This window comes from Desulfonatronum parangueonense (genome assembly GCF_054656975.1).
Genome location: NZ_BAAHXH010000003.1, coordinates 1,547,912 through 1,570,357, shown reverse-complemented (window position 1 = coordinate 1,570,357; position 22,446 = coordinate 1,547,912). Strand labels below are relative to the sequence as shown.

Here is a 22,446-nt window from a genome sequence, read left to right as displayed (position 1 = left end):
GCTGCCGAATCCATACTTGACGAGCTTGCAAGGGATGACGGCAATCTGCTTTGTATGGTCAACGTTCCGGCATGGAGCGAGTGGGGGGAGGGCATGGTGGTCTTCTCCAATCGTAACTATTCAGCACAAAGTAATGCTATTGTCGGAATCGGGATCGGGATCGGGATCGTAAACAATGGGATGCGTTCTATATTTTTCCTGTTTCGATTCCGACCCCGACCCCAATTGCCGGAACAAGAGCGGAAACATAATGTTCTGAGTAGATGCCTCCAATCTTTATGGCCAAGATCCTAGAACGAAGGGACCATGTGTGTCCAGGTAGCACCGGAAAGCATACACGGCAGATTAATTCCTATACTCGGGGTTTTTCAAATCGGTATCGAAATCGAAATCGTGATCGAAATCGATTTCTGATAGGAGGGATGGCTCAGAACAGGTTGAAGGTCGATGGGCACCTTGGGCAACCCCATGCGGATGCACGGCCTTCCGTAGGGGCGGTTCGCGAACCGCCCCTACATCCGATTTCGATCACGATTTCGATTGGTGCAGCTCCGCCTGGGAGCATGCCCTGATTGTCCCGGCATCTATTGTGCTGGAATTGTTGCGACCTGACAGAGAACAAATTTTTTGGAAAACCATATAGAAGCAGGGTTGCAAGGAGAACTCGTGAACATCGCATTCTTTCCCATTGATGCAATATCGCCAGAAATGATCGCTCGGTTTGGCGGAAAAACATGTGCCCTGGCTGCTCTGCGGCAAACCGGGGCACATGTGCCTGCCTCCCTGGGCCTGGGCGTGGAGGCGTATCAGCAGTTTGTGAAGGATACCGGGGTGGATGTGGCCATCGAGAATTTGCTGGCCCGCAAGCGACTGGAGGATATGCGTTGGGAAGAAATCTGGGATTTGGCTCTGAATATCCGGAGCCTCTTTCTGAAGGCTGAACTCCCTGACTTTTGGACCGAGCTGGGTGCCGAAGCTCTAGGATTGCTTTCCAGCATGGAATCCATGGCAGTCCGTTCCTCTGCTCCCGGAGAGGATACCGGGGCCACCTCTTTTGCCGGATTGCATGAGTCCCATGTCGGGCTGCCCGGCGGCCCTGGTGGGACTTTGGCCCTGCAAGGCGCCATAGTCCGGGTCTGGTCCTCGCTGTGGTCGGACAGGGCCTTGCTCTACCGCCGGGAGCTGGGACTGGACCCCATGACCAGCGCCATGGCCGTGCTGGTCCAGGAATGCATCTCGGGTGAGTGCTCAGGGGTCATCTTCAGTGCTGATCCCACGGATGCCACCCGCTGCGTGATCGAAGCCGTGCCGGGCATGAACCAGGCCCTGGTGGACGGCTCCACGCAGCCGGCCCGTTGGATTCTGGACGGAAAAACCGGCAGGGTGCTGGAGGTGCAGCCTGGACCATGGAACTTGAACCGGGATCGACTGCCCCAGTCCGAAGAAATCGGCCGCGTCTGGGAGCTGGCCAGGACCTGTGAGGCCCATTTCGGTCAGGCCCAGGACGTGGAGTGGACCCTTCGCGGTTCGGAGCTGTACTGCCTGCAGTCGCGGCCCATCACCACCAACCTGGCCCAAGGAACGTCCTGGAAGGGCGAAGACAAAAGGCCTTGGTACCTCAGCCTGCATCGCAGTTTCGAGAACCTGAGGGCCCTGCGCCGAGAGGTGGAAGATGAGCTGCTGCCGGTCTTGGAACAGGAAAGCGCGGTTCTTGCGGGGATTGATCTTGGGGGGCTGGATGACGCTGCGTTGACCAAAGAGATCCTTCGCCGCCAGACTGCCATGACTCACTGGCGGGACATTTACTGGGCCAAGTTCATCCCCCTGGCTCATGGGGTGCGGCTTTTGGGCATGGTCTACAATGATGCGCTGCGGCCGGAGGATCCTTTCGCCTTCACCGACCTGCTCAGGAATACGGACCTGGAGGCGGTGCAACGCAACAACGCCTTGGAAGAACTGGCTGCCAAGGTCCGCGAGAATCCGGAGCTGCGGCGGAGCCTGGAACAGGGTCTGGAACCCGCGGATCGCGACTTCCAGGAGCTGTTCTCCAGGTTTCTGAAGGGTCACGGTTCCTTGCTCTGCTCCACGGCATGGTGCACCGAGGGCGAAAGAGGGGTCGTGAACCTCGTTCTGGAACTGGCAACCAAGCCCCAACCCAATCCTCAGTCTGAAGGCGACGGAATCCGCGGCAGCGGGCGGGATCAGCTGGAACGGCTTTTCTTGGAGGCGTTTCCGGAGTCGCGCAGGGAATTCGCGGGTCAGGTGCTGGATTTGGGTCGGGCAGCCTACAAAATCCGGGACAACGACAACCTGGCCCTGGGGCGGCTGCAGGGTGAGCTGCTCCGGGCTGTGGCCGAGGGTTGGCAAAGGCTGGGTACCCGAGAAAACCTGCCGGACCTGCAACAGACCTTGGACGCAGTTCCGGTTGAATATCTGGACGTGGCCAGCCCTACAGGGCGCAGTGCGCCGAACAGCCAGACCGACTCGTCGTCCACCGCCGAAAGCACGACCTTGTCCGGCCAGCCCGCCGGGCCTGGATTGGCCCGGGGCACGGCTCGGGTGATACGTGAACCTGGAGAATTGTTTGCGTTCCAGCGTGGGGAAATACTGGTCTGCGAGGCCATGGACCCGGGCATGTCCTTCGTGGTGCCCCTGGCCGCGGCCATTGTGGAAAGTCGCGGCGGGATGCTGGTCCACGGCGCGATCATCGCCCGGGAATACGGCCTGCCCTGCGTCACGGGGGTGACCGGAGCCACGGAGTATATCCGCTCCGGCGATCTCTTGCTGGTGGATGGGTTCAAGGGGGCGGTGGTGTTTCAGAAGTGAAGAGTAACGCAAACGTAACTGTCCAACATACGCTGCCGTTGCACAGTTCGGTATCCCTGTCGGTATCGGTATCGGGATCGGGTTCGGACGCGAATCCGTGCGGAGGGAGCTTCAACGTTCTCGAAACCGATTCCGATTCCGACCCCGACCCCGATTGCCGGAGGTCAATCACATACTCTGTGCTGAGCAGTTACAAAAACGATACCGAAGCGATTCCTGCAGTTCGGGCGGTCCGAAAACGCGGACCACGTATCGTCCCTTGAACGTCGGCCAATGCAAGGAAAACGTGTCCTCGGATTTTTCTAGTTCGTGGATAATGTTCTCGAGGTCATCCTCCGGCACGGTAATCTCCCCCATGACCATGGGCCGCCAGCCATCCCGGCTTGAAGTCCCGGAAATAAGCGCACAGATCTGGGGCGCGACGTCCTGGGGACGAAAAGCCTTGACTTGGCCATAATCCACTTCCCATATGTCTCTTCCTTGTTGATCGGTCAGTTGCCCTGAGACCCGGTCGATAAATACGGGATTGCTTGGCTCGGAGAGGAAAACCTGATGTTGTGGGTATGAGAAATGAAAAATGGGCTCCACATCGTACATGCGGACAAAGTCGGCTACAGCCTGCTTGAACAACGACTTGTAGCGGATTTCCCACCAAAACCTTGGGCCTTTCAAATCCTGCGCGGAGTTGAGGGGCAAATCGAACAGGGATAAACGCTTCATGAACAATTACATCGGGCAGCGGTGCAGGTGGCGGATTGAAGGGGAGAGCCGGTCAGGCGGGTAACTGGATGATCTGATTCAAACGCTGGCAGACGGTATGGAACAGCGGGGCCTGTAATTTTCCCAGGGGATGCGGTTTTGCTTTGCGCAAGCGCCAGTCGAAGGACTTGGGTTGATGGCAGAGGACGTAGCTGATTTTTCGACCTCCGCCCCGGGTAACGGAACCTACGGCAACAGCAAATGGATTGTCGGCGTTGTATTCCGCTGTGGTCATGGGCAGACCGATGACCAGAGAGGTTTTGGCGTTGAAGGCCCTGGGGGAAAGGACGAGGAAGGGGTGCACGTCGCGCATTTCCTGCCCCACTTGGGGGTTGCAGTCGATCCAGATGACGTCCTGACGCCGGGGCGCCCAGAATTCTTTTGGGACGTTTTCCTCGGGATTCGAGGCTTGGACCGCTACCATTGTTCCGCACCGATTGCTGGCGCAATCATGACTTCACCTCCGTGACGCTGCGGGTCGTACTGGGCCAGACGTTCTTCAAGGCTGGGCTCGTTTTCCGGCAACGGGGAGATGATCACCTGTTGTTCTTCCACCCGTACCGAAACAAGCTGGTCCTTTCGCAGGCCTACGGCCTTGACCACGGCGGAAGGCAGCCGCACCCCAAGACTGTTGCCCCATTTCTTGATCCCCAAAACAGCTTCGGTCATGGACTAGTCTCCCATACAAAATGTTGAAACATACGTTTAAACATTTTTTGATCAACTGGTCAATAAAAGAGATGGACGGTGAATCGCAGGCGCATGGCGATTTCCAGGAGCGTGAGCAGCAGGTTGAAGGTCTGGAAAACAATGCCCACTTTGCGTCGGCGAAACAAAGTTGTTTCACCACGGGGCACACGGGGATCACGGGGAAAGAACCAGATTTTTACGGAATATGTTCCCCGTGCCCCCCGTGATCCCCGTGGTTAATCTTCAGCGGTGTCGGTTGTTTCCTCAAAATGTCGTTGTAGTGCTAATGACCGGAATCACGATTTGTTGACCCGGACATCCGCGGCCAGGACTCCAAGCATTTGGCCCTGATGGTCCTTGAACGAGGTGGAGACGGTAATGCACGGTTCGCCCGAGGCTTGGGATGTATAGACTCCGGAGATGTAGGGAATGGGGGATTTCATTGCTTCACTGAACCATGGGCGGGCGCTCCAGTCCTTTCCTAAAACCTTTTGGTCCTTTTCCGACTCCATGCCCGGACGCGGAATATTGGCCACGATCTGAACACCGCGGGCATCAGTGACATAGAGCAGTTCCAGGTCCTCCTGTTCGCGGATGACCTTGCGCAAGGTCTGTTCCTGATCAGTCCGTGAAAGGGAGAGGATGGTTTTGGAACGGGCCAGGTCGGTAATCAGTTTCTGGACCTGTCCGTGGCCGATTCGTTCAAAGACCCGGTTCAGGGTAGTCAGGTCCTCCACGCGGCTGGCGAGGCTCTCGATCTGGGCCACGGAGTCGGACATGTCCGACTGAGTGGTGGACGAGATGGTGCTGACCTCCGTGAGGGTTCTGGAGATTTCCTCGCTGGCCAGGGACTGCTGTCCCACGGCTTCGGCAATGGAGCCGGTGCGGTCCGAGGAATGCTGGGACAGCAAGACGATCTCCTCGAGGGAGCGGCCAGATTCGCCGGAAAGATCCACGCTTTTGGCCACGAGTTCGCTGGTCTGCTTCACCTGATCCACGGCCCGGCGCACCCGGTTCTGGATGGTTTCGACTTCCTGCCCGACCTCCCGGGTGGCGCCCATGGTCTTCTCGGCCAGCTTGCGCACTTCGTCCGCCACCACGGCGAATCCTCGGCCGGCATCCCCCGCCCGGGCGGCCTCGATGGCGGCATTCAGGGCCAGAAGATTGGTCTGATCCGCAATGTCTGAGATGACATCGATGATCTTGCCGATGGATTCTGCCTGCCCCCCCAGCTCAATGATGGACAAAGACAGTTCTTCGCTTTTCTCGGAAACCGCGGTGATCGCGGCCAGGGTCTCCTGGACGATCCTGGAGCCGGATTCGGCTTTTGCCTTGGCTTGAGCCGAGTCCATGGACGCGTCTTCGGCATTCTTCGCGGATTCCAGGATGGAGGCGTTCATCTCTTCCATGGCCGTGGCTGCTTCGGACGTGAATTTCTGTTGATCCGCGGCGCCGATGTTTGCATGGTGAATGGCGTTCTTGAGCTTCTCGGACTCTCGCTGGATGCCTTCCGTCGCTTCCTTGAGCACGCCCACCGCGGAAAGTATGGTTTGGCAGCGCGAAGATTCCGCTCCCTGAAGCACCTCGTTCGTGGCCTGGACGCTTTTCTGGAGCCTGGCCTCCAAGAGTTCGCTTCTGGATTGCTCTTCCTGAACATTCTTCACCAGATTGTCGATTCTGGCGGCAACCGCAAGCAGATGCGGCCGTAATCCGTCTATTCCCGGCAAAACGTTGTCGTGCAGGACCTTTTCGTGATCTTCAGTGATGGCCTGCAGGGTATCCCGCGTTTGACGACCGGCTTTGGCATCTCGAAAGCCCGCAAAGGCAATGGCCCCCAGACTGATCACTACGCAAAGCCAAAAGACCCACTTCAGCGTGGCAAGTTTTTCCCCGGGGCCGGAGACGCCGAGCAATACGGCCAAAGCCGAGAAAATTACAAGATGAAGCAGAAAAAGAATGGAATAGTTCTTCAAATTCGGTCTCCTTTCAGGGTCTTGCTGATTTTCAAGGATATCTTACGAACCCTGGACATGATCGCTTCCTCGTCCAGGGTGGTCAGGCGGCGGTTGTGCATGACAATTTTGCCGTTGATCAGCACAGTGTCCACGTCCGAACCGGAAACCGCATAGGCCAGATGCGAATACTCATCGTACATGGGCGTCAGATGGGGCTTGTTCATGTCGATGATGCAGACATCCGCCTTCATCCCGGCCTTGAGCATGCCCACCTGCCGGTCCAGGCCGAGCACTTTGGCGCCGTCGCAGGTGGCCATGCGGACAACGGTCCTGGCGGACATGACCACAGGATTCAGCAGGGCTGATTTCTCCAGCTTGGCCGCGGTGTCCATTTCCTGGAACATGTCCAGGTTGTTGTTGCTGGCGCACCCGTCCGTGCCCAGGCCTACGACAATACCTTTCTCGAGCATGGCCGTGATCGGAGCCACTCCGGAAGCCAGCTTCATGTTGCTTTCCGGATTGTGGACCACCTTGCATCCGTGATCGGCAAAGATCTTCATGTCTTCATCGTCCATGGTCACGCAGTGAAAGGCAAAAAAACGCTCGTTCAGCGCACCGATCTCCATGAGGAATGACGAGGCCCGTTGCCCCAGCTTTTCCATGATCTGCCTGGCCTCGGCCCTGTTTTCGAGAAGGTGGGTCGACATGGGCACCTGGTATGCATCGGCCAAGGCCGTGGCCGCTTTCCAGAGGTCGGGCGAGCAGGTGTACAGGGAGTGGGGCTCGATCATGATGTTTACGAGAGGATCATCCGCCCACTTTGTGATCAGCTTTTCCGTATAGGCCAAGCCCTCTTGGGGGGTTTTGGCGTTGGGCGAGGGAAAATCAAACAAGACCTCTCCGATCAGGCAGCGCATGCCGGCCTGTTGCGCGGCCCTGGCGGTCTCCTCTTCGAACAGGTACATGTCCGAGAAGGTTGTGGTTCCGGACCGGATCATTTCCGCGCAGGCCAGCAGGGTGCCCCAGTAGACCAGTTCCGGGTCGACGTTCCTGGATTCGGCCGGAAAGATATAGTTGTTCAACCAGTCCATGAGTTCCATGTCGTCCGCGATGCCCCGGAAGCAGGTCATGGCCGCATGGGTATGGGCGTTGATCAGTCCCGGCATGATGATGGAATGGGGCATGTCTATGACCGTATCCGCCTGGAACGAGCGTATCAGATCATGTTTCCGTCCCACGGCGACAATGTTCGAGCCACGGATGGCCAGGGCTCCGTCTGTGATTTTCGTGTCTGCTGTATCCATGATCAGGACGGTCCCTCCTGTCACCAGGATGTCAATCTGTTCCATAGCCGGCACCTCGATAAAGATAAATGATTGATAAAGCGAAAGCTGCTATTCAAGAGCTTGATGCAAAAAGTGTTTTTGCATCAAGCTCTTGGAAAGTTGATGGTTGAAAGTTGAATAAGTCGAAATGTTATATTTTGACGTTGCGTCCCGTAGAGATGTTTTTGAAGTTTTTGCGATGACATCATTCAACATGCTGCTGCCGTGCTGAGTTTGGCATCGCCGTCTGGATCGGGGTCGGAAGCGAAGCCTGGCAAAGTGCTCCTCAACGTTTCCCCTGAAAATGCATGAAGAGTCGATCATCAGGTGCGATTTTGCGAGGCGGCAAAGCAAGATCGGGAAAATAAAAGGAAAAGATGTAAGAAATGCATGTTGTTGCGCGTTCAAATAGCCGGGGATGAAGAGGCATGTCAATGTAGTTTGCCATGCATCAATGACCTGCCGGCTCCAGGCCGCAACAAGGGGTTGCGGGGTCGCGGGGTTGATGACGGGCATCAGGTTGCAAAGGGGTCAGTGGGTTCAGGTCGGGCAAGGGATCGCGACGGAGATTGAGTTTTCACGTTGACTGGGTTTTTTCAGTGACTATCCAGTTGGCTGGTTCCAGGTGTTGCCCCGCTCATTGGATTTGTCAGGCCTTGGAAACGAAGGGAGGATAATGATGAATAAAGTCGTGCATTTCGAGTTGCCTTCTGAAGACAGGGAGCGAGTCAAGAAATTTTATGCCCTGGTGTTCGGGTGGGGCATGGAGGACATGCCGCACAAGGACGATGTATATACTTTCGCCATCACCACTCCGGTGGACGACCATTATATGCATACCGAAAAAGGGGCGATCAATGGCGGGATTTTCAAGAAGAATTCCGCTGTACAGCATCCGGTCGTGACCATTGAAGTTCCTTCCATCGACGATCATGTCAAACTGATCGAGGAAGCCGGAGGGGAACTGGTCATGCCCAAGAGCGAGGTCCCGGACATGGGGTATTACGCATACTTCCGCGACACGGAGGGGAATGTGATGGGGCTGTGGGAGAACTTGGCCAAAGGATGACGACTTGTTTCATTTTCGATTCATAGTTTGGGCGGTGTGATGCAGAAAGCGCCGATGCGTCTGCTGTGGGTGGATGTTCTCAAGCTTCTGGCCATCTTCGGCGTCATTTTGTTGCACGCCGCGGCGCCGTACCTGGTCCCCTTCGAGGATTCCGCGGCATGGTGGACCGGGAATGCCTACGATTCGTTCGTGCGCTGGTGCGTTCCCCTGTTTGTCATGGTCAGCGGCGCCCTGGTGCTTTCCGGGGCGGACAAGATTCCATTGCGTGATTTTCTGTTGGTTCGGATCAGAAGAATCCTCATTCCCTTCCTGACGTGGAGCGTGATCTACTTTTTGTACGGGATTCACGTCAAGGGAGACGAACACGGGGTCTTTGATTTTTTTCCGCTCCTGTTCGCCGGACCGATCTATTATCACCTCTGGTTCATCTACATGCTGGTCACCTTGTATCTCTTCGCGCCGGCGATCAGTGCGCTGCTGAACCAGACTCCGCGCAAATTCGGGTGGTATGTTGTCGGGATCTGGTTTTGCTGGGCTTCGGTGCTGCCGATCGTCCACGAACTGTTCAATTACCAAACCTACTTTGTATCCGATTTGAATGAATACTCGGCGCTCAAGCTCAGCGGCTACTTTTTGCTGGGGTATCTGCTCAAGGACGCCGTTGTTCGCTCAAGAGCGCAATTGTTCATGCTTGCGCTGATTTTTCTGGCGGGTGGAGCGGCGACCATGACCGGAACATATCTGGTGAGCAGTCAGGCCGGGGAGTTCGACCACTTCTTCTATGACTACTACAGCGCCACTGTGGTGGCCATGGCCATACCGCTCTTTCTCATCGTGAGAAGCATCTTCGACACGCGCAGGGAATCAACGGAAAGCGGCAAGGAACGAATCCGCATGAATTCTCCGAAGCTGCTGCAACGGATCGGAAAAAGCGTTTTCGGGATCTATCTGATCCATGCCCTGATTCTGGAACTGCTGCGGGATGGACGTCTTGGATTCACCATTGATCACGACAGCGCGTTCGGAATGTCGGTGCCGCTTGTCGCAGGAATTCCTCTGTTCACGATCAGTATTTATATTTTGTCGTTAAGCCTGGTCTTCATCTTCAGCCATGTTCCCATCATGAGGAAAATGATCGCATGAACCTTTTCAAGTGCTGCGCAATCCTTATCCTGTGCTTGTTCGTGCTCCTGACTGTACGTCCCAACGCCTTCGCGGATGTTCAATTTGTCGAGGACTATATTTCCTTCACCCAATTGTCGGACCTTCCCCTGCGCAATCTTCCGGAACAGCAGGCCTGGCAGCAAGCCGCACCGGAGGTTGATGAGATTTCCATTCCACGCCAGGGCGAGGAGTCCGGACAACCCGCGCTCTGGTACAATTCGGGAAGCAAAGGAAAAAAGCCGTTGCTCCTTGTTCTGCATAGCTGGAGCGACAACTTTCGGCAGCACTATGGCATTCCCTATGCGGTCTTTGCCGTGAAGAACGACTGGATTTTCATGCATCCTGATTTCCGCGGCCGATTCAACAACCCGGATGCCACGGGCTCGGAAAAGGCCGTCCAGGACGTGCTTGAGGCGCTCGAGTACGCCAAATCCAACGCCGAAGTGGATGAAAGCCGGATCTATGTGGCCGGTTTTTCCGGCGGCGCCATGATGTCGCTGATCATGGTCGGCCGGTATCCGGAACGGTTCACGGCTGCCCTGGCATCCGTGCCGGTATACGATCTCAATGACTGGTATGATTACCTGGAGGACGCCGACTTGTTCTACGCGGATCGTTACCAACGGGACATTGAAGCCTCCTGCGGTGGAAATCCCGCCGTGAACGACCGGGCGAGGGAGGAATGTCGAAAGCGAAGCCCTTCAACCTACCTGCATCAGGCTCGCGGCAAGGATGTTCAGGTGTATGTCGGCGGGGGCATGAGCGATCCCTTTGTTCCGCCGTCCCACGCCATCCGCGCCTTCAATGATCTGGTCGACGAAAAGGACAGAATTGCTGAAGAAGACTACAGGTTCATTGATACAAACAAGTCTCTCCCGGAACATCTTCAAGGGCAGGAGGTATCGGATCCTTTTTTCGAGGAGGCGGGCCTTCAGGTTGTATTGAAGCGAAAATCCGGTAACGCGACCATCGTGCTATTCGATGGCGGACACGACATCGTCTACAACCAGGGGCTGGACTGGTTGGCGCAACAACAGCGGTAATGTTTCGGGCCAGTCGGAGCGGCCTGGATTCAAGGATTTTTAACCCGATCAGAACGTACTTGAGGTATACATGGTATTTGCAATGAAAACCCGACTTGTTTATGTCGTTTCTTTTCTCTTACTCTTGATATTTGCAACGACTGCTGCACCGTCCGCTGCACAATTCCAGGAAAAAGACTTATCGGGGGAAAAATATACGATGCTGCAGCCTCAAGAGGAATTGCGCACGATTTCACAGTTCGAGTTGAAGCTGATCAACAAAGGGCTTGTTGATGTTCAGAAACTTGATCCGTCCATTCTGGTCGACCTGAAATACGCCTCGGAAGACAACTTCATGGGCGCCAACGCCTACGGGGATTTCACCCGTGCCTATCTGCGTCCCGAAGCCGCGGACAAGCTCGTCGCGGCCAGCGCTCTTCTCCAGAAACGTCATCCGGAGTTGCGAATCCTCGTCGGAGACGCCCTCAGACCGCGTTCCATCCAGCACAGGATGTGGAAACTGGTAGTCGGTACTTCGCAACAGAATTATGTGGCCAACCCCTTTACCGGATCGATGCACAATTACGGGGCGGCGGTGGACGTGACCCTGTTCAACACGCAGACCGGCGAAGAATTGGACATGGGAACGCCCATGGACCACTTCGGACCATTGTCCCAGCCCAGACTGGAAGGGTATTTCCTCCAGGAGGGGGAACTGACCGAGGAGCAGATTGCAAATCGACATATCCTTCGAGGCGTCATGGTTGATGCCGGATGGGTGCCCCTGGAAATAGAGTGGTGGCACTATGATGCCTTTGCCAAGGATCTTGTTCGGGAAAAATACACAATTATCGAGTAAATTTAAGAAATTTTAATCGGTCCCGGCGACTTGCGTCGGGACCGCCTCATTTTGAAGCCCTGCCGGAAGAGCTTGAACGGGTACAGGGCACGTCGCTCCAACATCCAGGATCAACGCCTCAGATTCTCTCCTTCACATAATCCGCAGCTCTCCCGCTTATCAGAACAACAGCTTCCTCGGCTTTCACAAAGTAACGACGCACCAGCGGTCAGGGGAACGTTTGAGTGCCTCGCGTTTCCTGTGAATAAAACAACTTCATATATCCTTGAATTTCAACCAGGCTCGCTTGCACATGCTTTTGGTCATCTGCCAGGGATGAAAGCTGACGGGATTGAGGCATTCCGGCGTCTTGAACGGAGGCAGGCGCAGTTCAGCGGGAGAAAGCAGGGGAAAGTTGAGTTGTTCCGCGTCGTGCCCCGGCATGCGCTTGCGCCGTGCCTCCCGCCAGAGGGGGACCTGTTCCGGTTTGAACCCCAGGGCTTGGTAGAGGGCCGTGTCCAGAGCCACGGCATTGTCCGAGGCCGCAAGCAACCCGAGGTCGCACGGCGATCCGGCTGTGGGACCGGTGCAATGCATGGCCGTGACGGCGTCGAGAAGATTCGTGGTTGGCGGCAGATGCTCCTGCAGATCCAGGATCAGTTCGGCCAGCTCGTCTCCCTGGCCGTGGCGAACATGGGCCATGGCCTTGCGCACTCCGCAGACGCAGCCGAAAAGATTCTTGGCCGCCGCGGTGACGAACATCTGTCCGTGGGCCTTGAGCTTGGGCAGATTGAAAAGCAGATCGGCATCCAGAACGTGGCGGGAAATGCCGACCTGAATGCCGCAGGCCAGGGTGCGCCGGACCGGAGAGTCCAGGTTGACGAGCGGCACGTGCAGATCGGCCAGGGCATCCAGCAGGCCGGCGGCCCGCGCCACTTGCCGGGCCGAGCCGAAGGCCGGCGAATCGCCCACCTGAACGCGCAGACCGTAATCCGCCAAGACAATGCACAAGGCCCGGACAACCTGGGGATGAGTGCAGGAGAGACGGGCGTTGCGGGTGGCAACGAGATTGGGTTTGATCAAAATCCTGTCTCCGCGGCGAAAGGATCGCCCCAGAGCCTGGCAGCATTGAAGGATGTCTTCCGCAAGCAGGGCAGGCTCGTAATCCCCGCGTTGGAGCAGGGCGACGGAGATGGGAGCAGGGAGGTGGGCAGCGATGGTGTCGGTCATGGTCGGGGAGGTCGGTGGAGGTGAAGCAGATTTCCGATACGGGTTAAGCAATTCCATACCTGCTGACAAGATCCATGCAAGGCGGCACGCCGCTTTCTTGCGGTGGAAACCTCTGTTTGGGCTTTGACCGCGCTGGACGTAACAGTAGGGGTTGGCTATGTGAGTCTGCCTCGGACAATACTTTGCCTGCGATAACAGTAGCTGCTCAGCACATGTTATGTGATTTGCCTCCGGCAATCGGGGTCAGTATCGGAATCGGTTTCGAGAACGTTGAGGCTCCCTCCGCACGAATTCGCGTCCGATCCCGATACCGATCCTGACAATGATGCCGAACTGTGCAACGGCAGCGTTTGCTGAACAGTTACAGATAACATGGACCACACTGGGGTGCGGCGGTCCCAGCTATTTGGATTCGAGGCTGGAGAAGAAGAATGAATATCGTGCACATTGATGGAATCCGGCCTGGAATGGTGCTTGCCGCGGATGTTCGGGACAGCAACGGTCGATTTCTTGTCGGAAAGGGAGAGGTTGTTGATGAAAACCATCTTCGCATTTTTCGGATTTGGGGAGTGACGGAAATTGAGGTCGCTAACGGCCACGAGCTGAACCTTCAAAACCAGCCGGAAGAAGACCTTTCCGAAGAACTTTTGGAGGAGGCTCGGCAGGCAGTGGTCCGGCGCATGGGGCCGGCAAGTGAGGATGAACATCCCGCCTTGGCGGAATTGCGTCGCATATTCACACTGCGCACGGCTCGCTGGCTGCGCGACAATCCATCGCTTTCCGCAACCGAGGACGGAGCGGCAGCAGATGTTGACGACAAAGGAGCAATGGGTGCTCCGCCCATGCGGATCGATCCGCGACGCTTTCTGGATGAAGAGGTGGAATTGGTCAGTCTGCCCGCAATCCTTACCCAGATTCTCGAGGCGATCAACAATCCGCTCAGTTCGTCCACGTGCCTTGCCGAAGTGATCAGTCGCGACCAGGGCCTTGCGGCCAGGCTTCTGAAAATGGCCAACAGTCCATATTATGGATTTCCAGGGCGTGTGGACACGATTTCTCGAGCCGTGACCATCGTGGGCACCCAGCAGTTGAGCATGCTGGCCATGGGTGCGATGATCGTGACCAAGGTCCAGGAAATCCCGTCGGACTTGATGGATATGGAGTCGTACTGGAAGCATTGCATCGCTTGCGGCATCGGGGCCAGGGTGCTTGTTGGCTCCAGACGGCCCGGAAACCCGGAAATGTTTTTTGTGGCCGGGCTGCTGCACAGTATCGGTCATCTTGTGCTGATGAAATATTTCCCCACCCAGTCCCGGTATGCTCTTTTCGAGTCGAGGAAACGGAACGTGCCGCTGACGGTCATGGAAAAGGAATTGTTCGGCTTTGATCATTCCTGGTTCGGCGGGGCCATCCTGAAGCGATGGAAGTTTCCCCCGCAACTCGAGCAGGCGGTGCGGTATCAGTACGCGCCGCTGAAGGCCGCCTCTTCCATTGACGTGACCATGGTTCATATAGCTGGCATCCTGGCCAAGGGAATGGAACCGGGCTGGAAGCATGGGTACCCGTTGCCGCCCCTGGACTGCAAGGCATGGGATCTTGTTCGGCTTGCACCCAGTATTCTCGCGCCGACCCTGGATCTCATGGCCGGGCAGGTGGAAGGAATCTACCGGATGCTGTTTGACAAAAATCGGAAGTCGTAACTGCTCGATATACTGCGGCCGGCATGGCCTGGATGCCCGCCTTCGCCGGTATGAAGGAATGCAGTACCGCGTTGGCAAGTTCACTCCGTCGTCATCCAGGCGCAGACCAGGTTTCTGGTGTTTTTATGTGGTACACTCCCCGGAGTTATTGAGCAGTTACTGAATTTGTTGATAGAAATATGAAATCCAAGAAAGCATCACCTCGCGTCCTGGAGCTTGAATCCCAGGTGCTGGAACTGTCGCAAAAACTGGAGCATCTCCAGAAGGTGAATCTGGACACCATGGAATCCCTGGACATGCTCCTGGGACTCGGCGACTTTTTGCCGGCCATCAACCGCCTCGCCAGCCCTGAACCCATCATCAAGGAAACTCTGCGGCAGGTGGGGTTGTTGGTTCCCTGTCTGGCCAGGGGGATCTGCATCGTGGATGAAAAGGACGGCGACTTCATCCTGAACCAGGTGGAACCTGCCCAGTTGCGGCCGCAACTGGCTGGCGAAATGAACGCCCTGATCTATCAAGGCGTGTTCAATTGGGCCTTGCGCGAAAATCGGGCCGTGACCGTTCCCGGCATCGAGACTACGGATCGGATCGTGCTGCATGCCCTGGCCACGAGTTCGAGAATTCGCGGGATGTTTATCGGCATCGTCGCGCCTGAAGTCGACGTCATTCCGGATGTTCGATGGTCCATTTTTTCAATCATGCTCAAGTTTTGTGCCGGCAACCTAGAAAGCTACGAACTGTATCGGATTTTGCGTGATTCCAATCTCCGTCTTGAACGGCAAATCAGCAAACAACCATAGTCGTTTATTCCCTTGACCCTGCCTTGCTTCCAACCATAAGGCATGGTATATTCAGAAAATATGTTCGACATTACAACATTTATTCGCGAACTGGCTTTGATAGCCGTACCTGTTCTCATTGCGATAACCTGTCACGAAGCTGCCCATGGATTTGCCGCATGGCGACTGGGCGATCCAACTGCCCGGCTTGCCGGGCGTTTGACCTTCAATCCCGTCCGGCATGTGGATCCCATCGGCACCATCGCCTTTCCCCTGCTTCTCGTTCTGATCAAGAGTCCATTCATATTCGGCTGGGCCAAGCCCGTTCCAGTCAATCCCCGCTATTTTCAGGATCCCGTCAAGGGCATGATGCTGGTTTCGCTGGCCGGTCCGGGGACCAATTTTGTTCTGGCCGTGGCCTTCGCGGCCATATTTCATTCCCTGGTCTGGATTGCGGTCCTGCTGGGCGGGGCCGGGATGAGCGTCATTGAACCACTGGCCCTGATGGCCCAGTACGGTGTGTTCATCAACTTGATCCTGGGCATATTCAACCTTTTTCCCATTCCGCCTCTTGACGGGGCCAAGATACTTGCCGGATTCTTGCCGGTGGAAGGGGCGCGGTTCATTTACAACTTCGAGCGGTACGGATTCATCGTTCTCATTCTGTTGTTGATGACCGGTGTCCTGCAGAGCGTTCTTCTGCCGTTGGTCTCACTTTTTTCAGGAGTTTTGCTCTAGACGCGTCGTCTATGACGTCATAACGCGCTGTCGGCTCCACTCATTTTCAGGTATCAGTTTTTTCATTCACCCACGAGGAATCGTTTTCAATGGCAACAACCAAACAACGCATAGTTTCCGGGATGCGTCCCACAGGCCCGCTCCATCTGGGGCATTATTTCGGCGTTCTCGAAAACTGGATCGCCCTGCAGGAAGAGTACGAATGCTTTTTCTTCGTGGCGGACTGGCATGCCCTGACCAGCGAATACGCCAGCCCGGACAGGATCAAGCAGTTCGTGCCGGAGCTGGTGTTGGATTGGGTGGCCGCCGGACTGGATCCTGAAAAATGCACCATTTTTCTGCAATCCCAGATCAAGGAGCATGCGGAACTGCAATTGTTGTTCTCCATGTTTACGCCTTTGGGCTGGCTGGAACGCAATCCCACGTATAAGGAAGTCAAAGGCGAGCTTGAGGGCGCGAAGGACTTGAACACCTACGGCTTTTTGGGCTACCCGGTGCTCATGGCCGCGGACATCCTGATCTATCGGCCGCACCTCGTCCCCGTGGGCCAGGATCAGCTGCCGCATTTGGAACTGACCCGGGAAATCGCGCGCAGATTCAACTTTCTGTACACGCCGCTTTTTCCGGAACCGCAGGCCAAGCTGACCGAAGCGCAGAAGCTTCCCGGCCTTGACGGCCGGAAAATGAGCAAGAGCTACGGCAATGCGATCCATCTTTCCGAAACCATGGAAAAGATCACGCCGAAAATCATGGGCATGCTCACGGACACGAACCGGATGCGCAAGAAAGACCCCGGCAATCCGGATCAATGCAACATGTATCCATATCACGCCCTGATGACGGATGCCGCGATCCGCAAGGAAATAACGTCCGGTTGCACCCAGGCCGCCCTGGGTTGCGTGGATTGCAAAAAAATGCTGTTGCAAAGTCTGGAACGATTTCTCGATCCGATCCATGCACGCCGGGCCGCGCTGGAGGCGAATCCGGCACGAATATGGGAATTGCTGGAAGCCGGGAACCGCAAGGCCCATGACGTGGCCACGGAGACTTTGACCCTGACTCGAGAGCGGCTCAATCTGCAATACGGAGAATTATCCGCATCAGGAAACTGAGTTTTTGGGTATTGCCGGTTCTGAGATCATGGAGATGATATGAAGCTGATCAAGGTTCTTTTCTTCATTCTGCTTTTTGTTCTGACCATGCTTTTTGCGGTTCAAAATGCGAATATCCTTGCTGTTCGGCTACCATTTGCCTTCACGTGGGAGCCATTTTTCTCCCACGGCTTCGAACTTCCGATCCTTGGGCTGCTGGCTGTTCTTTTTGTCGCGGGTTTTTTTCTGACCAGCTTCAAGTACTTCGGCGAATACCTTGCCCTGAGTCGCGCTCTCAATGACGCTGAAAAAAAAACATTGGCCCTGGAGCAGGAATTGGCGCCTGAACCCAAAGCCGAACCAGCTCCGGAGCCCAAGGCTGAACCGCTGCCTGAATCCGGGACAGACCTTTCCAAAGTCGTGACTGACACCGAAAAAACTGAAATCGAAACCAAACCGGAGCCTCCTCCTGAGCAGAAGCAGGATCCTGGCCGGATTGACGAGTCGGATGTCGGCGATGAACCGATCTCCACCACCTCAGATCAGAAAACGGCCGCCGAGCGGATTGCTCCGTCGGCCACAGCATCCCATACACTTCATATTCCTTCGGAGCCCACCATGCAGAAACCTACTACCGAATCCACCGTGGAAAAGAAAACCGTTTCCTCCACCGATGCAACAACAATGGACGATGAAATTCTTGTCCGGCCCGCGGGGCCCGGTTGGGGCGCCACCATATTGCTGGCCGCGGCCCTGGCTCTGGTGGTCAGCAGCGGCGTCTATATCGTGCTCAATGAACAGATTTCCTCCTTTCAGGAACATCTTGGCGAACTGCACGCCCAAAGCGGGCACATGCATTCGGTCCAGGAGGAAATGGCCCGGAGCATGGAACAGGAACGCCTGGTTTTTCAGGAGGAAATGGCCGCAATGGGCCGGCAGCAGGCTTTGATACTGGATAACCTGGGATATCTGGATCAACAGATGCAGGTGCTGCAGAACCTGCCCGATGTCGTTCGCAATCGTCTCATGGCCGGATTCCTGCGCGACGCCGCCGCAAAGACGTCCTACCTGGAAACGCAGGTCGAAACGCAGCAACAACGGGAGACATTGGAACGCGTCCAGCAAATGCTTCATGAGCTGGCCGAGGACCTGGAGGGAGACGAGGCCGCGCAGTAGGCGCTTCCCGCCGTCCAGAAGGACATGATCAGGCCGCTTCAAGCTGACGCCTTTGGTGATGGAGTGATCGCGAAACCGTCATTCAAGCCGCCGCTTTCTGGCAATGTCCGCCGCGCGTTGGACTTTGTCCCAAAACCGCAACACCCGGCAGGTAGCGCATGCGCATCATATCCTTTGCCAATCATAAAGGCGGTGTCGGCAAGACGACTACCGTGGTGAACACCGCGGATATCCTTTCCCGCTGGGGAAAGCGGATTCTGGTCGTGGACATGGACCCCCAGGGCAACGCCACCCTGACTCTGGGCCGCAGGGATCCCTTCGAGCACCAGTACACCATCGGTCATCTTCTGGCGGACAAGGAACTTGCCATTGCCGATTGCGCACATTCGGTTAATGCCAATCTGGATCTGATTCCATCCAACCTGCATGCCTATTCCCAACTTGCTCTGCTGCCGCCCAACTCGGCAAAACGGATCTTCGGCCTGCGGGAGAAACTGGATGCCGTCAGGGGGGCGGAAAATGGATACGATCTCGTGCTGGTGGATTGCCCCCCGCAGATCGAGGGGCCGCTGATCACGAACGCGGTTGCCGCTTCGGATGTCTACATTCTCCCCGTGGACGGCGAATCGCTTTACGCCTTGCAGGGTACGAATCATCTGATCCAGGCCATCGAGGCAATTCGTGAAGACACCAATTCCGCCATCCGACTGTTGGGAGTCCTGGTGACCATGTACAACCCCCGGACCACGGCCAGTCGGCTGGTCATGGATGCCGTGCGGGAGTTTTTCAGCGACGCCCTTTTTCAGACCGTGATCCGGCGCAACACGACCCTGAACAAGGCAAATCTGAGTCAGCAAAGCATATTCGACCTGGACCCTTCATCGTATGGATGCCAGGATTATCAAAAATTTGCCACGGAAATGCTTTCGCGGGTGGAGATGGGACAAAAACCCTAAATGCATGGAGAAGCTATGGCCAAAAGCACCAAAAAGACCAATTTGGAACAGGACAGCAAGGCAGCCTTGGATTCCATCCTCAATCCTGAAGCCAAGGCCAGGCTTCAACGGGAAGTGTCCCTGAGTCAGCCGGTGAAAGGCAGTTCGGAACGCTCCGACGTTCTGGAATTTCCTGCGGCAAAAGATGATCAAGGTTCATTGCAGACTTCAAAAAAGGGGAAGAAAGAAACCGTGTCCAAGCAAAAAACCAAAAAAGCGCCTTCAAGTTCAAAACTTACCAAACCCGAACTGGAAAATCTCACTGTGGAGTTTCGTGAGGAAATTGAAACCATCGGGCAAGAGCAAAAAAAACTTCAGCAATCCACGGCCGAGGAGTTCGAGCAGTTACGCTCCAGCTTGCAGCGCCTGAAACAGTCTCTGTCTGCAGGTGATGTTCGTGCAGATTCCGATCAGGAAAAGCTGCGGGAAGTGGCGGAAATGACCGCTACGCAACAGCAGCGTATGGACAGGTTGCAGGAGGTGCTGGATGAACGTCCCTGGTTGAAGCTGTACGAGGAGTTGCAAGGCGCCGTACAGGAGAGCCGGGATAAGGTCGCGGCCATGGAAAAGTTTGTCCAGACTGAATCCACTGACCTGAAAAAAATGCTGCAGGATATCATTCAAAAGGTTTCGGATCTGGAGAGTCAGGCCGCAAGTCAACCGGCGGAACCTGTCGACCTGTCGCAAGACCTGAACTCGGTGAAACAACGGCTGAGCGAGCTGGAAAATGAAGTAAAGGATGCCAAGGCTGCCCTGTCCGCGCCTGCCCATGAGCCGACCCAAAAGTCTGCCCAGGAACCTGCCCAGAAACCTACACCGGAACCTGCCCAGGCGGAACCGACCCAGATTGTTCAGGAGCCTAACCAGGAGCCCACTGCACCCCCTGCTCCAGCACCGGCGCCGCCTTCTGCCGCCGCGGAATCCGTTCCCGCCGGATCCTCCGTGGTCATGGTTGCCCAGCCAACCGAGGCGGTAGACGAAACGCAAGCGGAGGAATGGTTGCGCCGGGCCAGATTGCTCTGGAATGGGCAGCGTTTTACCAATGCAGCGGCAGCCGTGGATTTGTTGACCAAAGCGCTGGACGCTGATCCGGCAAACGCCGAAATGTTCAACGAGCGCGGACTGGCCCAACTCGATGCCGGTTTCCCGGATAAGGCGCTTTCCGACTTTTCCCGAGCCATCATGCTTGACGCGAAACTTGCTTCCGCATTCCACAACCGGGGTCTTCTGTACATGAAAATGGACAATCGGGATCTTGCGTGCCGTGATTTCCGCTCCGCCGCAACGCTGGGCGACTCCCGCGCATTGAAGATGGCCCAGGAAACCGGATACTGCGGCAGTTCAGTCCTGAAGAAATTGTTTCGGGGGATCATCGATTAGCAGCTATTACCCAAGACTCTTTGCCGGCTTGCCATGCTCCTGTTCATTCTGATCATGGCAAGCCAGCCATGCACCGCAAACATTCAAACAGCTGCGATCAGCTCTCACGCATACACAGCCGCTGCCCTGCCTTCCCCATCTTCGCTTCGTCCGTCATTCACTTCCTGTTTGCAAGTATTCAGTTCATCCGAGGAATAACTGACTGAATACCCGCTTTCGCGGGAATGACTTCATAAAAAACGTTTTTCCAAGCACGTCATGCCCGCGAAGGCGGGCACCCGGGCCATTCTTGCCGCAATTTATTGAGCAGTTACGCGTTTGTTCACAATTCACACGTCTTTACTGCTGTCATACCATGCACTGGAGCAGGTTGACCCTCGGTACGTTATTGATCAACAGCTTCTGACATCAAGTCCAAAACGAAATACTTGCTATTGTCTGAACCATGGCTATTTTCAGCCGTGTTCGACACCACTTGACCATGGAGTCTCAATATATGTCTCAAAAATCCCGGCGAATTGTTTTGCCGCTTGTATTGATCATCCTTGCCGGACTGGGCTGGGTGACCTACCAGGCAATCCAGTCCTCGCCCACGTCTCCCGGCGGCCCAAGACAACCGGGGGGGCAGCAGGTCGCCGTACAGACCGCAGCTGTCGATCAGGCCACGGTGCGTGATATTCGCAATTTTTCAGGCACCCTGATCCCCTGGGCCCAGTTTGTGGTGGCGCCGAAAATTTCCGGCCGTCTGGAACGTTTGTTTGTTGACGTTGGCGACCTTGTGCAGCGTGATCAGCTTGTGGCCCAATTGGAAGATGCCGAATTCGTGCAGCAGGTCGAGCAGGCCCGGGCAGAGCTGGCCGTGGCCAGGGCGAATCTTGAGGAGGCTCGCAGCGAACTGGACATCGCGGAAAAAGAGTTTGCGCGCATCGAGACGCTGCGGGAACAGCGCGTGGCGTCCCTGGCCGAACTGGAGCTTTCCAAGTCCAGATTGCTGGCCCAGCAGGCCCGAGAGCGCGTGGCCGAGGCCCAGGTCGAGCAGCGCCAAGCCGCATTGCGAGCCGCGGAAGTGCGACTGAGCTATACCCAGATTCGGGCGACATGGCCGGCAAACGGAGAGGGCCATCCCCGGGTCGTGGGGGAGCGTTTTGTAGATCAGGGAACAACCCTGACCGCCAACACTCAGATGTTCAGCGTTCTTGACATCAGCGCCCTGCGGGCGATCTTTCATGTTTCCGAGCGCGATTATGCCAGGCTGCGGGTGGGACAGCCCGCCCTGGTTTCTGTGGATGCCTTTCCCGATCGTCAGTTTGAGGGCAGCGTAGCCCGCATTGCCCCTGTTTTTCGGGAAGCCTCCCGCCAGGCACGGGTCGAACTGGAACTGCCCAATCCCGAAAGACTGATGAAGCCCGGCATGTTCGTTCGCGCCCAGCTTGAGCTTGCCAGGGCTGAAGATGTCGTAGTCGTTCCTACCGCCGCGATCGTCCGCCGAAACGGGCAAAACGCGGTGTTCGTGGTCGAAGACAATGCCACGGTACGTCTGGAGTTCGTCAGAACAGGCATTTCTGAAAACGGATTGTCTCAGATTCTTGAACCCCGAGACTTGACCGGCGAAGTCGTGATTTTGGGCCAGCACCTTCTGGAAGACGGCGCCCAAGTCCGCGTTGTGGAAGACTGAGGACATTCGGCATGTCAGCTGAATCAATGAAAAA

Annotated in this window: 19 protein-coding genes; 13 read left to right on the top strand and 6 right to left on the bottom strand. The window is 56.1% G+C overall.

Going from position 1 to position 22,446, the window contains the following annotated elements; translation table 11 throughout:
* Positions 1-666: 666 nt before the first annotated feature.
* The gene (locus ACYQ15_RS07235) at positions 667-2,826 is read left to right on the top strand and encodes a PEP/pyruvate-binding domain-containing protein (RefSeq protein WP_459936852.1); all 2,160 of its coding nucleotides are present in this window, start codon (positions 667-669) and stop codon (positions 2,824-2,826) included.
* Positions 2,827-2,994: 168 nt separating this feature from the next.
* Here the strand turns inward: ACYQ15_RS07235 and ACYQ15_RS07230 are convergent, their stop codons facing one another.
* From ACYQ15_RS07230 to ACYQ15_RS07210, 5 genes are all read right to left on the bottom strand, one after another.
* Positions 2,995-3,546 carry a hypothetical protein gene (locus ACYQ15_RS07230; protein ID WP_459936851.1) on the bottom strand — a complete coding sequence of 184 codons (552 nt, stop codon included), beginning with the start codon at positions 3,544-3,546 and terminating at the stop codon, positions 2,995-2,997.
* A gap of 52 nt (positions 3,547-3,598) precedes the next feature.
* Entirely contained in the window at positions 3,599-4,009 is a 411-nt protein-coding gene (locus ACYQ15_RS07225) for a type II toxin-antitoxin system PemK/MazF family toxin (RefSeq protein ID WP_459936850.1), read from the bottom strand.
* Entirely contained in the window at positions 4,003-4,254 is a 252-nt protein-coding gene (locus tag ACYQ15_RS07220; RefSeq protein ID WP_459936849.1) for an AbrB/MazE/SpoVT family DNA-binding domain-containing protein, read from the bottom strand. The genes ACYQ15_RS07225 and ACYQ15_RS07220 overlap by 7 nt, the downstream gene beginning before the upstream one ends.
* Before the next feature lie 317 nt (positions 4,255-4,571).
* Positions 4,572-6,248, bottom strand: coding sequence for a methyl-accepting chemotaxis protein (locus ACYQ15_RS07215; protein ID WP_459936848.1), 1,677 nt, complete (start codon positions 6,246-6,248; stop codon positions 4,572-4,574).
* Positions 6,245-7,579, bottom strand: a complete 1,335-nt coding sequence (locus tag ACYQ15_RS07210) for an amidohydrolase (RefSeq protein WP_459936847.1) — start codon at positions 7,577-7,579, stop codon at positions 6,245-6,247. Before ACYQ15_RS07210 ends, ACYQ15_RS07215 begins: the two co-directional genes overlap by 4 nt.
* Before the next feature lie 652 nt (positions 7,580-8,231).
* Here ACYQ15_RS07210 and ACYQ15_RS07205 point away from each other — a divergent pair.
* The 4 genes from ACYQ15_RS07205 (at position 8,232) to ACYQ15_RS07190 (ending at position 11,669) form a co-directional block, all read left to right on the top strand.
* A complete protein-coding gene (locus ACYQ15_RS07205; protein ID WP_459936846.1) occupies positions 8,232-8,624 on the top strand; it encodes a VOC family protein in 393 nt (130 codons plus the stop codon).
* A 39-nt stretch (positions 8,625-8,663) separates the two neighbouring features.
* Positions 8,664-9,767: an acyltransferase gene (locus tag ACYQ15_RS07200; RefSeq protein WP_459936845.1), complete on the top strand. Its 1,104-nt coding sequence runs from the start codon at positions 8,664-8,666 to the stop codon at positions 9,765-9,767.
* On the top strand, positions 9,764-10,831 hold the full coding sequence (locus ACYQ15_RS07195) for an alpha/beta hydrolase family protein (RefSeq protein ID WP_459936844.1): 1,068 nt from the start codon (positions 9,764-9,766) through the stop codon (positions 10,829-10,831). Before ACYQ15_RS07200 ends, ACYQ15_RS07195 begins: the two co-directional genes overlap by 4 nt.
* A gap of 199 nt (positions 10,832-11,030) precedes the next feature.
* Complete coding sequence (locus ACYQ15_RS07190; RefSeq protein WP_459936843.1) at positions 11,031-11,669, top strand: M15 family metallopeptidase; 639 nt, start codon at positions 11,031-11,033, stop codon at positions 11,667-11,669.
* A 255-nt stretch (positions 11,670-11,924) separates the two neighbouring features.
* On the opposite strand, the gene ACYQ15_RS07185 is transcribed toward ACYQ15_RS07190, so the two are convergent.
* Positions 11,925-12,878 carry a DUF362 domain-containing protein gene (locus ACYQ15_RS07185; protein WP_459936842.1) on the bottom strand — a complete coding sequence of 318 codons (954 nt, stop codon included), beginning with the start codon at positions 12,876-12,878 and terminating at the stop codon, positions 11,925-11,927.
* Between the two features lie 431 nt (positions 12,879-13,309).
* On the opposite strand from ACYQ15_RS07185, the gene ACYQ15_RS07180 reads away from it, so the two are divergent.
* The 8 genes from ACYQ15_RS07180 to ACYQ15_RS07145 all read left to right on the top strand — a co-directional run bounded on the left by ACYQ15_RS07180 (position 13,310) and on the right by ACYQ15_RS07145 (position 22,412).
* A complete protein-coding gene (locus ACYQ15_RS07180; protein ID WP_459936841.1) occupies positions 13,310-14,578 on the top strand; it encodes an HDOD domain-containing protein in 1,269 nt (422 codons plus the stop codon).
* A 179-nt stretch (positions 14,579-14,757) separates the two neighbouring features.
* On the top strand, positions 14,758-15,378 hold the full coding sequence (locus ACYQ15_RS07175) for a BTB/POZ domain-containing protein (protein ID WP_459936840.1): 621 nt from the start codon (positions 14,758-14,760) through the stop codon (positions 15,376-15,378).
* Positions 15,379-15,438: 60 nt separating this feature from the next.
* A complete protein-coding gene (locus ACYQ15_RS07170) occupies positions 15,439-16,095 on the top strand; it encodes a site-2 protease family protein (protein ID WP_459936839.1) in 657 nt (218 codons plus the stop codon).
* Positions 16,096-16,184: 89 nt separating this feature from the next.
* Complete coding sequence (gene trpS / locus ACYQ15_RS07165; RefSeq protein WP_459936838.1) at positions 16,185-17,207, top strand: tryptophan--tRNA ligase; 1,023 nt, start codon at positions 16,185-16,187, stop codon at positions 17,205-17,207.
* Between the two features lie 39 nt (positions 17,208-17,246).
* On the top strand, positions 17,247-18,362 hold the full coding sequence (locus ACYQ15_RS07160) for a hypothetical protein (RefSeq protein ID WP_459936837.1): 1,116 nt from the start codon (positions 17,247-17,249) through the stop codon (positions 18,360-18,362).
* A 158-nt stretch (positions 18,363-18,520) separates the two neighbouring features.
* Positions 18,521-19,318, top strand: coding sequence for a ParA family protein (locus ACYQ15_RS07155; RefSeq protein WP_459936836.1), 798 nt, complete (start codon positions 18,521-18,523; stop codon positions 19,316-19,318).
* A 15-nt stretch (positions 19,319-19,333) separates the two neighbouring features.
* The gene (locus ACYQ15_RS07150; protein WP_459936835.1) at positions 19,334-20,737 is read left to right on the top strand and encodes a tetratricopeptide repeat protein; all 1,404 of its coding nucleotides are present in this window, start codon (positions 19,334-19,336) and stop codon (positions 20,735-20,737) included.
* A 496-nt stretch (positions 20,738-21,233) separates the two neighbouring features.
* Positions 21,234-22,412 carry an efflux RND transporter periplasmic adaptor subunit gene (locus tag ACYQ15_RS07145; protein ID WP_459936834.1) on the top strand — a complete coding sequence of 393 codons (1,179 nt, stop codon included), beginning with the start codon at positions 21,234-21,236 and terminating at the stop codon, positions 22,410-22,412.
* Positions 22,413-22,446 lie beyond the last annotated feature (34 nt).